Here is a 10,497-nt window from a genome sequence, read left to right as displayed (position 1 = left end):
GGGGATCCACGACAATCTCTTCGACCTCGGCGGAAACTCTCTCCTCGTCTTCCAGATCGCCGCGCGCGCCGCGCAATCGGGATACGCGATCCCGCCGCGGCTCCTCTTCGAGCATCCGACGATCGCGGAGCTCGCCGCCGCGGCCGGCACGCTCCCTGCTACGTCGGTGGGCATGACGGAGATCTCCGCCTGATCCGCGATGTCGACGATGCGCTCCTCCTCCGAATTCGAACGCCCCATTTCGCCCGCCGCGGAGCCGATGCGCGCGGAGGACTTCTGGCGGACCCACCTCGCCGGCGTCGGAGAGCCGCCCGCGTTTTCTCTGCCCCGCCCGGAGGCTCCCGGCGAGGGACGGGACGCCTGCGAAAGCGTGTCGTCGCCGGCCGTCTCCCGCGCGCTCGCCATCTTCGCCGCGGAATCCGCGATCTCGATTCCGACCCTCGCGCAGGGCGCGTGGGCGCTCCTGCTCTCGCGGCACGCCGACGCGGGGGACGTCGTTTTCTGGGCGACCGACGGAGCCTCTTCCGGGATCGGGGAGCGCTCGCGCCGGGGGCCGCGAGGCCCGGTGCTCCGCCGGGTCCGCGTTCCCGAAGCCGAAACGGTGGGCCGCTGGCTCGCCGGAATCCAGAAGGACCGTGACCGGCTGCGGCTGGCGCCGCCGGCTCGCCTCGACGATCTCCAACGGTGGGCCGGGTGGCAGAGGGACGCCGTCGTCGAGTCCCGGCTCGAGCACCGGGAGTTCGCCTCGACGCCGGAAGCGTCATCCGCTTCGGAACGTCCTCCGATCGTTCTGCGGATCGACGTGAACCCGCGCGTCGCCGCGCGGCTCTCGTGGGACGCGGCGCGGTACGCGCGTCCCGCGATGGAACGGCTCCTCGGCCGCTTCGCCGCGCTTCTCGAGCGCCTCGTGTCGGCTCCCGAGGCCGCGGTCGGAGACGTCGACGTGCTTTCCCCCGAGGAGAGGCGGACCGCGGTCGTCGAGTGGAACCGGACGTCCCGGCCCTATCCGGAGAACGATCCGGCCCATCGCCTGATCGAGCGCGCCGTCGACCGGACCCCCGACGCCGAGGCGGTCGTGGGGGAAGGCGCCGTCCTCTCGTTCTCGGAGCTCGACGCGCGGGCGAATCGCATCGCCCACCGTCTCCGTGCCGAAGGCGTCTCCGCCGACGTTCCGGTCGCGCTCCTGATGGAGCGCTCTCCGTGGCTCGTGGCGGCGGTCCTCGGCGTGCTGAAGTCCGGCGGCGCCTACCTGCCGCTCGATCCCCGTTCGCCCGACGCGCGTCTGGAGTTCATCCTTCGAGACGCGCGAGTCCCGGTCGTCCTCGCCGATCCGGCGCTCGTGTCCCGGGTTGCGGGGACCGGCGCGCGCGTCATCCCCGTCGAGGCCGACGGCCGCGCCTTCGCGGACCAGCCCGATCGCCGACCCGATCCCGCGGGGCGGCCCGACGATCTCGCGTACGTGATCTACACCTCCGGTTCGACGGGACAACCGAAAGGCGTTCTGATCCCGCATCGCGGGCTCGTGAACTATCTCGCGTGGAGCGCGGAAACGTACGCGGTCGCCGACGGAGAGGGGGCGCCCGTTCATTCGCCGCTCGTGTTCGACCTGACCGTGACGAGCCTCCTGACGCCGCTCGTCGCCGGCCGCCGCGTCGAGACGATCCCGGAGCGGGAGGGCCTCGACGGTCTCGCCGAAGCGCTTCGCCGCCGCCGCGGCTGGAGTCTCGTCAAGATCACCCCGGCCCACCTCGAGATCCTCGCGTCGCAGCTCTCTCCCGCCGAAGCCCGGGGCGCGGCGCGCGTCTTCGTCGTGGGGGGCGAGGCGCTCCGCGGGGAAGGGCTCGAGCGGTGGGTCCGGAACGCTCCCGAGTCTCGCTTCGTCAACGAGTACGGCCCGACGGAGACGGTGGTCGGCTGCTGCGTGCACGAGGTGACCGCGGCGACCTGGAAACCGGGCCCCGTGCCGATCGGCCGGCCGATCGCGAACACGCGCCTGTACGTCCTCGATTCCGGGCGAAGGCCGGTCCCCCCCGGGGTTCCCGGCGAGCTCTACATCGGCGGGGACGGCCTGGCGCGCGGATATCTGGGGCGTCCCGACCTCACGGCGAAGAGCTTCGTGCCGAACCCGCTTCCGGAAGAGCCCGGCGAGCGGCTCTATCGGACGGGCGATCGGGTGCGACATCGCGACGACGGAATCCTCGAGTACCTCGGGCGTGCCGACGACCAGGTGAAGGTGCGCGGCTACCGGATCGAGCTCGGGGAAGTCGAGAGCGCGCTGCGCCGTCATCCCGGGGTCCGCCAGGCCTCGGTCGTCGTCGCGTCCGCCCCGTCCGGCGATCCCCGCCTCGTGGCGTACTTCTCCTCGAACGGCGGCGAATACGCGCCGCGGCGGGAGGAGCTTCGGACCTTCCTCGCCGGGTCGCTGCCGGAATACATGATTCCGTCCGCGTTCGTCGAGCTCGACGAGCTGCCGCTCACGCCGAACGGCAAGGTGGATCGCCGCGCTCTCCCGCCGCCTCCCGACGACGACGCGGCGGCCGCGGCGGGACGGGCGCCCTCGACCGAAACCGAGCGGCGCATCGCCGCGATCTGGGAAGAGGGGATCGGGCGGGCCGGCATCGGCGTCGACGACGATTTCTTCCGGCTCGGAGGCCACTCCGTGATCGCGGCGCGGATCTTCGCGCGGATCGAGAGCGTCCTCGGCATCCGGCTGCCGCTCGCGGTTCTCCTCCAGGCCCCGACGATCGCGCGGCTCGCCGAGGTGATCGACGGCCGGGGATGGGAGGGCTCGTGGTCGTCGCTGGTTCCGCTCCAGCCGAAGGGCACGAAACCTCCGCTGTACTGCATTCATCCGATCGGCGGGAACGTCGTCGGCTACGTGGACCTGGCCCGGCGTCTCGGCGAGGACCAGCCTCTCTTCGGCCTGCAGGCGGTCGGGCTCGACGGGAAGCGCCCCCGCCACAAACGGATCGAAGACATGGCCGACCACTACGTCTCCGAAATCCGTCAGTTCCAGCCCGCGGGACCCTACCACCTGGCGGGAAGTTCTTTCGGCGGGACGATCGCGTTCGAGATGGCCCATCGTCTGCGCGCGCAGGGATGCGACGTCGCGTTCCTCGGGATGTTCGACACGTGGGGCCCCGACTACCGCCGCAAGCCCGGGATGGGGAAGTGGCGCGTCGCTTTCGAGAGGACGCGCGAGCGGATCATCCTGCACGGCGGGAACCTGCTCGCGGCGGAAGGCATCGGCGGGAAAGCGCGATACGTCCGCGCGAAGCTCGGGCGGATCGCCCACGACGTCGCCAAGAGAATGCGACGAGCAAAAAGGCCCGCGGCCTCGAAGAGCGCGCCCGCGCCATCGTCGCCCGCGGCGATCCCGAAGAACCTCGTGGAGGCGGAGCGCTCGGTGCTCCGCGCGAAGACCGCGTACGAGCCGCGGCCCTACCCGGGAAAGATCACGCTCTTCGTGGCGAGCCGGCAGCCTCCCTGGTTCTATCCGGATCCCCTCCTCGGCTGGGCCCGGTTCGCGGCGGGAGAAATCGAGACGCACGAAGTGCCCGGCTATCACGGAGCCCTGACGCACGAGCCGCGGGTCGCGGTCCTCGCCGAGAAGCTCCGGGAGTGCCTCGCGCGGGCGCGTGCAGACGGCCCTGCGGCCTCGCCGGCGGCGGCGGTCGCCGGGAGGGCGACGTGAGCGACCGGGCCGCCGCCGTTCCGTTCCCCGAGATCGCGCCCCGCGGGACCACGGAGCCGTGTTCGTTGTCTTTCGCCCAGCAGAGGCTCTGGTTCCTCGATCAGCTCGAGCCGGGAGGGCTCTACAACGTCGGGGAAGCGCTTCGCCTCCGAGGCGACCTCGACGTCGCCGCGCTGACCCGCGCCCTCGACGCGATCGTCGCGCGGCACGCGGCGCTCCGGACGACGTATCGGTCGGTCGACGGCGAACCGATGCAGATCGTCAATCCGCCGGCGCCGGTCTCGTGCCCGATCGTGGACCTCCCCGGCGCCGACGCCGAAGAGATCCGGCGGCGGGTCGACGAAGAGGTGGGCCGCCCCTTCGACCTGTCCCGGGACCCCATGCTCCGGGCGCTCCTGCTCCGCGAGTCCGCCCGCTCGCACGTGCTCGTCCTGTCGATGCACCACATCGCGACCGACGGGTGGTCGGTGTCGATCGTCTTTCGGGAGCTCGCCGCGTTCTACGACGCGTTCCGGCGCGGGGCGGCGCCCGCGCTGCCCGCGCTCCGGATCGGGTATGCCGACTTCGCGGTCTGGCAGCGCCGCAAGCTCTCCGGCCGCGGTCTCGACGCGGAGCTCGGCTACTGGAAGCGCGAGCTCGCCGAGGCCCCTCCGGTCCTCGATCTTCCGACGGACCGGCCTCGCGCGGCCGTTCCCGCCTGGCGCGGCGCGACGCACGCCGTCGTCCTGGGCACGGACCTTTCGGCGTCCCTGCGGCTCCTCGGGCGGCGCGAGCGGACCACGCTCTTCATGACGCTCCTCGCGGCGTTCCAGACCCTCCTCCACCGGTATTCCGGCCAGGAGGACGTGCTCGTGGGAACGCCGATCGCGAACCGGCAGTCGGTCGAGACGGAGGGGCTCGTCGGATTCTTCGCGAACACCCTCGTGCTGCGCGGCCGTTTCGCCGGCGATCCCACCTTCCGCGAGCTCCTCGGCCGCGTCCGGGAGACGTCTCTCGGCGCATTCGAGCACCAGGACCTGCCGTTCGAGAGGCTCGTCGAAGAGCTGCGCCCCGAGCGCGGCGTCCACAACCCGCTCTTCCAGACGATGTTCGCCCTCCAGAACGCTCCGCGCGAGCCGCTCCGGCTGGACGGGATCGTCGCTTCGGCGATCGAGGTGACGCCGCGCCTCGCGAAGTTCGATCTGGCTCTCTACGCGTCCGAGGGAACCGGCGGCCTCCGGACGACCTGGGAGTACAACACCGCGCTCTTCGAGCCGGCCCGGATCCGCCGGATGGCGCGCCATTTCGAAACGCTGCTCTCCGCGATCGTCGAGGACCCCTCGCGCCGGATCTCCGAGCTGCCGCTGATGGACGAGGAAGAGCGCCGAACGGTCGTCGTCGAGTGGAACCGCACGGCGGCCGACTATCCGCGCGTTCCGGTGTCCGCGCTCTTCGAAGAGCAGGCGGCGCGCCGACCGGAGGCGCCGGCGCTCGATTTCCGCGGCGGAAGATGGACGTACCGCGAGCTGAACGAGCGGGCGAACAGGATCGCGCACGCGCTCCGCGCGAGCGGCGTCCGGCCCGGGTCGAGGGTGGGCGTCGCTCTCGAGCGCTCCCCGGCGACCATTGCGGCGCTCGTGGGGATCCTGAAGACCGGCAGCGCGTACGTTCCGCTCGATCCGGAGTATCCGCCGGAGCGTCTGGCGTGGATGCGCGACGACGCGGGGCTCGCGGCGATCGTCTCGGAGGAGACCCCGGACGGTTCGCCGATTCCGGTGATCGCGCCCGAGCGGGATCGGGAGGCGCTCTCGCGGCAGCCCGATCACGACCTTCCTCCGGAAGGCGATGCCGAGGGACTCGCGTGCCTGATGTACACGTCCGGTTCGACCGGGACGCCGAAGGGGGTCGCCGTGCCCCACCGGGGGATCGTGCGCCTGGTCCGCGGCGCCGGGTACGCGGACTTCTCGGAGCGGCAGGCGTTCCTTCACGCCTCGTCACTCTCGTTCGACGCGAGCACGTTCGAGATCTGGGGAGCGCTCGCCAACGGCGCCCGGCTGGTCCTCGCCGATCCGGGAACCCCGACGCTCGCCGAGCTCGAGGACACGATCCGCCGTTTCGGAGTCACGACCGTGTGGCTCACGGCCGGTCTGTTCCACCTGATCGCCGACGAGCGGCCGTCGCTGCTCGGCTCGGTGGAGCAGCTCCTCGCCGGAGGAGACGTGCTTTCCCCGCCGCACGTCGCCCGCGTCCGCGCCCGGTTCCCGGCGCTCCGCCTCGTCAACGGATACGGACCCACCGAAGGGACGACGTTCACCTGCTGCCACGAGGTGTCGTCGGCGGACGCGACCGCGGGCCCGATTCCGATCGGCCGGCCGATCGCGAACACCCGCGTCTACGTCCTCGACCGCTTCGGCCGCCCCGCGCCGATCGGCGTTCCGGGCGAGCTGCACGCCGGCGGGGACGGCGTCGCCCTCGGGTACTGGAACCGTCCGGAGCTGACGGCGGAACGCTTCGTTCCCGACCCGTTCTCGGCGCAGCCGGGGGCGCGGCTCTTCCGGACCGGGGATCGCGCGCGCTGGCGCGAGGACGGCGTCCTCGAGTTCCTGGGCCGCCGGGACGCGCAGGTGAAGGTGCGCGGTTTCCGTGTCGAGCCCGCCGAGGTCGAGCGGGCGATCGAGGAGCATCCCGACGTGCGCGAGGCCGTCGTCGAAGCGCGGGGCGACGCCCGCGGCGAGCGGATTCTCGTTGCCTGGCTCGTCCCCGCGGAAGGCCGGCGCATCTCGGTCGACGAGATCCGCCGCTGGACGCTCGGTCGTCTGCCCCGATACCTGGTGCCCTCCGTCTTCGTTCCGGTCGAGGGCCTGCCGCTCACCGCGCAGGGGAAGATCGACCGCCTCGCTCTTCCGGAGCCGGAGTCGCCGCGCGAGGACGCGATCGTCCCCGCTCACGACGGGATCGAGCTCGCGCTCGTCCGGATCTGGGAGGAGGTTCTGGGCGTCCGCTCCGTCTCGGTCCGCGACAACTTTTTCGCGCTGGGCGGGCACTCGCTCCTCGCGGTGCGGCTCTTCGCGCGGATCGAGAACCTGCTCGGCCGGCGGCTCCCGCTGGCGACCCTCTTCCAGGCGCCGACGATCGAGCAGCTCGCCTCGGCGATGCGCGAGGAGGGATGGTCCGCGCCGTGGTCGTCGCTCGTCGTCATCCATGGTGGAGGAGGGCGCCCGCCGTTCTTCTGCGTTCCCGGGGTCGGCGGGAACGTCGTCGGCTTCCACACCCTCGCCCGGCACCTCGGCGCCGACCAGCCGGTCTACGGCCTTCAGGCGCGCGGCCTCGACGGCGTTTCCTCGCCCCACACGACCGTCGAGGAGATGGCGGAGCACTACCTCGGGCAGATGCGCGCGGTCGTTCCCGCGGGGCCGTACTACCTCGGCGGCGCGTCTTTCGGCGGGAAGGTGGCGTACGAGATGGCGCGTCGGCTCGAAGCGGAGGGAGAGAAGGTCGCGCTCCTCGCGCCCTTCGACACGTTCGCTCCGGGTTCCGGCTCGGGGGCGCCCCTTCCGCTCCTCATCCGGCACGGGCTCGCCCGATTCTTCGCCCGGGTCGACTACCACATGGAGAATCTCCTTCTCCAGAAACAGCGCGGCCAGTACATCCGCAAGAAAGCGCGGACCGTCCGGCGGCGGATCCGCAGCCGGCTCTGGCAGCTCGCCTACCATTTCTTCGCGGAACGCTCCCGCGCGATGCCGCGGGCGCTTCGCAGCGTTCGCGAGGCGGGATATCTCGCGAACCGCCGTTACGTCGCCGGATCCTACGGCGGGACGGTCACGCTCTTCCGGGCGGCGGTTCGTTCCGTCGCCGATGCGACCGGACGCGACATGGGGTGGGGGAGGCTCGCGCGGGGCGGCGTCGAGATCCACCACGTCGCGGGCGATCACGAAAACATGCTCGTCGAGCCGCACGTGCGGGTCCTCGCCCGCGAACTGCGCGCCGCGATCGACGAAGCCGCCATGGAAGAGCGGGAGGGCGCGCGTTCTCCCGAGCGCCGGCAGGTGGTCTGATGGCGATCTTCTCCGGGGGCACGATCCCCGTTCCGACGGTCGCGAAGGATCCGCCGATGCCGGCCGGGCCCGGCGCCATCCCGGTTTTCGAGAGCCGCGATCGGGCAGTCGACCCGCCCGCCTGGATGCGCGAGAACCAGACGTCGATCGACGCCGCGCTCTCGCGGACGGGGGCGGCGCTCTTCCGCGCCTTTCCGATCCCGGACGTCGCCGCCTTCGAGCGGGCCGCCGAACGGCTCTGCGGTCCGCTGGCCGGCGACTACGGCGATCTCCCGCGCGGCGCGATGGGGGGAAAAGTCTACGGCGCCACGCCCTATCCCGCGGATCTCCCCATCCTTTTCCACCACGAGGCGGCGCACACGGCGCGCTGGCCGCGTCGGATCGCGTTCTTCTGTCTCGCGGCGCCGGCGCGCGGCGGAGAGACCGTCGTCGCCGACGGGCGGCGCGTGTTCGGCGCGCTTCCGGAGGATCTCCGGAAGCGGTTCGAGCGAGACGGCCTCCTCTACATGCGCCGCTTCACGCCGGGGATAGACGTCGGCTGGCAGGCGTACTTCCGGACGGCGGAGCGCGGCGAGGTCGAGCGGCTTTGCCGGGCGGACGGGATCGACTGGGAGTGGACCGAGGACGGAGGCCTCCGCATCCGCCAACGGCGGCCGGCCGTGATCCGGCGCGGCGGCTCGCCCGTTTTCTTCAATCAAATCCTGCTCCACCACCCGGCGGCGCTGCCCGCCGACGTCCGGGAGGCGCTGTCGATGCTCCTCCCGGAGGAGGACTTTCCGCGGCGCGTCGCGTTCGGGGACGGTTCGAGGATCCCGGACGAGGTCGTCGGCGTCGTGCGCGCCGCCGCGGAGGCGGCCGCCGCGGAGATCCGCTGGCGCGCCGGCGATCTCCTCGTGGTCGACAACGAGCTCGCGGCGCACGGCCGGCGTCCCTACGGAGGGGAACGGCGCATCGCCGTCGCCATGGGAACTCTCGAAGAGGAAGGGGAAAATCATGAGCGCCACGGCCGCTGATCCCGGCTCTCCGCTTCGCGGAACGGAGGTCGTCTCCGGACCCGCCCCGAGCCCTTTTCCGGCGCTCGCGGCAATCGAGCTCTTCGAAGCCCAGGCCGGGCGACATCCGGGCCGGACGGCGGTGACGGGACCTGACGGAGCGTCGATGACGTATGCCGAGCTCGATCGGACGGCGGAGGGCTTCGCCGCCATCCTGGAAGAGCGCGGCGCGGGAGGAGCGTTCGTCGCCCTCTGCGCCGACCCGGCGCCCGCGGCGATCGCCGCGATCCTCGGGATCTGGAAGGCGGGCGCGGTGTGGGTGCCGCTCCACCCGGACCAGCCGCCGGCGCGTCTGGCGCGCCAGCTCGCGGAATGCGGCGCGCGTTGGTGCTTCGCCGACGGTCCGGCATCCGGGACGTTCTCTTTCGGCACGGCCGAGCGGCTGCCGCTCCGCGCACCGCGGACCCGGGGAAGACGGAAGAGGACCGTCCCCGAGCCGACGTCGATCGCCTACGGGATCTTCACGTCGGGATCGACGGGGGAACCGAAGCTCGCCCTCCTGCGTCACGACTCTCTCGTCAACTACACGATGTTCGTGTGGCAGGAGCTCCTCGGCGGAGAGGAAGGGCTTCGCTTCGCGACACCCTCCTCGCTCGCGGCGGACCTCGGCCACACCTGTCTTTTCCCCGCGCTCGCGTCCGGCGGCACGCTCGAGATCCCCGGCCGCGACGTCTCGCGCGACGCCACGCTCTTCTGCGGCTTCCTCCGCGAACGCGAAATCGACGTGCTCAAGATCGTTCCGTCGCATTTCGCGGCGCTCTCGAACGCCGGGGCGGATCCCGCTCCCCGGCGGCTTCTCGTGTTCGGCGGAGAGCCTCTGCCTCCCGAGCTCGCCCGCGCGGCGGCGGCGCGGTGCCCGATCGTCAATCACTATGGACCGACGGAGACGACGGTCGGAGCCCTCTTCCACCGGTTCGTCCCCTCCGCGGTCGCCGTTGCGTCCGTTCCGATCGGGCGCCCGATCGCGAACGTCCGCGCATACGTCCTCGACGAGCACGACCGTCCCGCGGCCCCCGGATCGGCGGGCGAGCTCTGGATCGGCGGGGTCGCGGTCGGCGAAGGCTATCTCGGGCGGCCGGAGGAGTCGGGCCGACGCTTCCGGGAAGACCCATTCTTCCCGGGCGGCCGCGTCTATCGGACGGGCGACCGGGTCCGGACCCTGCCGGACGGCTCGATCGACTTCCTCGGAAGGATCGACGACCAGGTGAAGATCCGTGGACACCGCGTCGAACCGGGAGAGGCCGCGGCGATTCTCCGCCGCCACCCGGCCGTCGCGCGGGCAGCCGTGGCGGTCCAGAGAACCAGCGCGGAACCCCGCCTCGTCGCCGCCGTCGTTCCGCGCGCCGGCGAGAGCGTGGCCGCGGACACGCTTCGCGAATTCCTCGCGGGAGAGCTCCCGGAGGCGTGGATTCCGGCCCGCATCGCGGTCGTCGACGAGCTTCCCCTCGCGGCGTCGGGAAAGGTCGATCTCGGCCGACTCGCGGAATCCGCCGCGTCGACGCCGGGACGGCCGCGAAATGCCGTCGAAGAATGGATCGCGGGGATCTGGAGCGAGATCCTCGGCATTCCGGAACCCGGCGTGGACGACAACTTCTTCGCACTCGGGGGCCATTCGCTCGCGGCGATGCGGATCATGGCCCGTCTTCGCCGGGAAATCCCGGCGGCGCTGCCGCTCCCGGCGATCTTCCGCAATCCGACCGTCGCCTCGCTCGCCGCC

At 72.0% G+C, this 10,497-nt stretch carries 5 protein-coding genes; all 5 read left to right on the top strand.

Going from position 1 to position 10,497, the window contains the following annotated elements:
* Window positions 1-193, top strand: a 193-nt coding sequence (locus VFS34_07225) for a phosphopantetheine-binding protein (GenBank protein ID HET9794237.1), incomplete at its 5' end; no start/stop codon positions are given.
* A gap of 6 nt (window positions 194-199) precedes the next feature.
* The gene (locus tag VFS34_07220) at window positions 200-3,694 is read left to right on the top strand and encodes an amino acid adenylation domain-containing protein (protein HET9794236.1); all 3,495 of its coding nucleotides are present in this window, start codon (window positions 200-202) and stop codon (window positions 3,692-3,694) included.
* Window positions 3,691-7,728 carry an amino acid adenylation domain-containing protein gene (locus VFS34_07215; protein ID HET9794235.1) on the top strand — a complete coding sequence of 1,346 codons (4,038 nt, stop codon included), beginning with the start codon at window positions 3,691-3,693 and terminating at the stop codon, window positions 7,726-7,728. The genes VFS34_07220 and VFS34_07215 overlap by 4 nt, the downstream gene beginning before the upstream one ends.
* On the top strand, window positions 7,728-8,741 hold the full coding sequence (locus VFS34_07210; GenBank protein HET9794234.1) for a TauD/TfdA family dioxygenase: 1,014 nt from the start codon (window positions 7,728-7,730) through the stop codon (window positions 8,739-8,741). Before VFS34_07215 ends, VFS34_07210 begins: the two co-directional genes overlap by 1 nt.
* Window positions 8,722-10,497: non-ribosomal peptide synthetase (locus VFS34_07205; protein HET9794233.1), on the top strand; the 1,776-nt coding region annotated here is incomplete at its 3' end. The genes VFS34_07210 and VFS34_07205, both read left to right, overlap by 20 nt.

The organism is Thermoanaerobaculia bacterium (genome assembly GCA_035717485.1).
Lineage (GTDB): Bacteria > Acidobacteriota > Thermoanaerobaculia > UBA5066 > DATFVB01 > DATFVB01.
The sequence above is the reverse complement of the archived record's forward strand: the minus strand, read 5'-3'. Positions and strand labels throughout refer to the sequence as shown.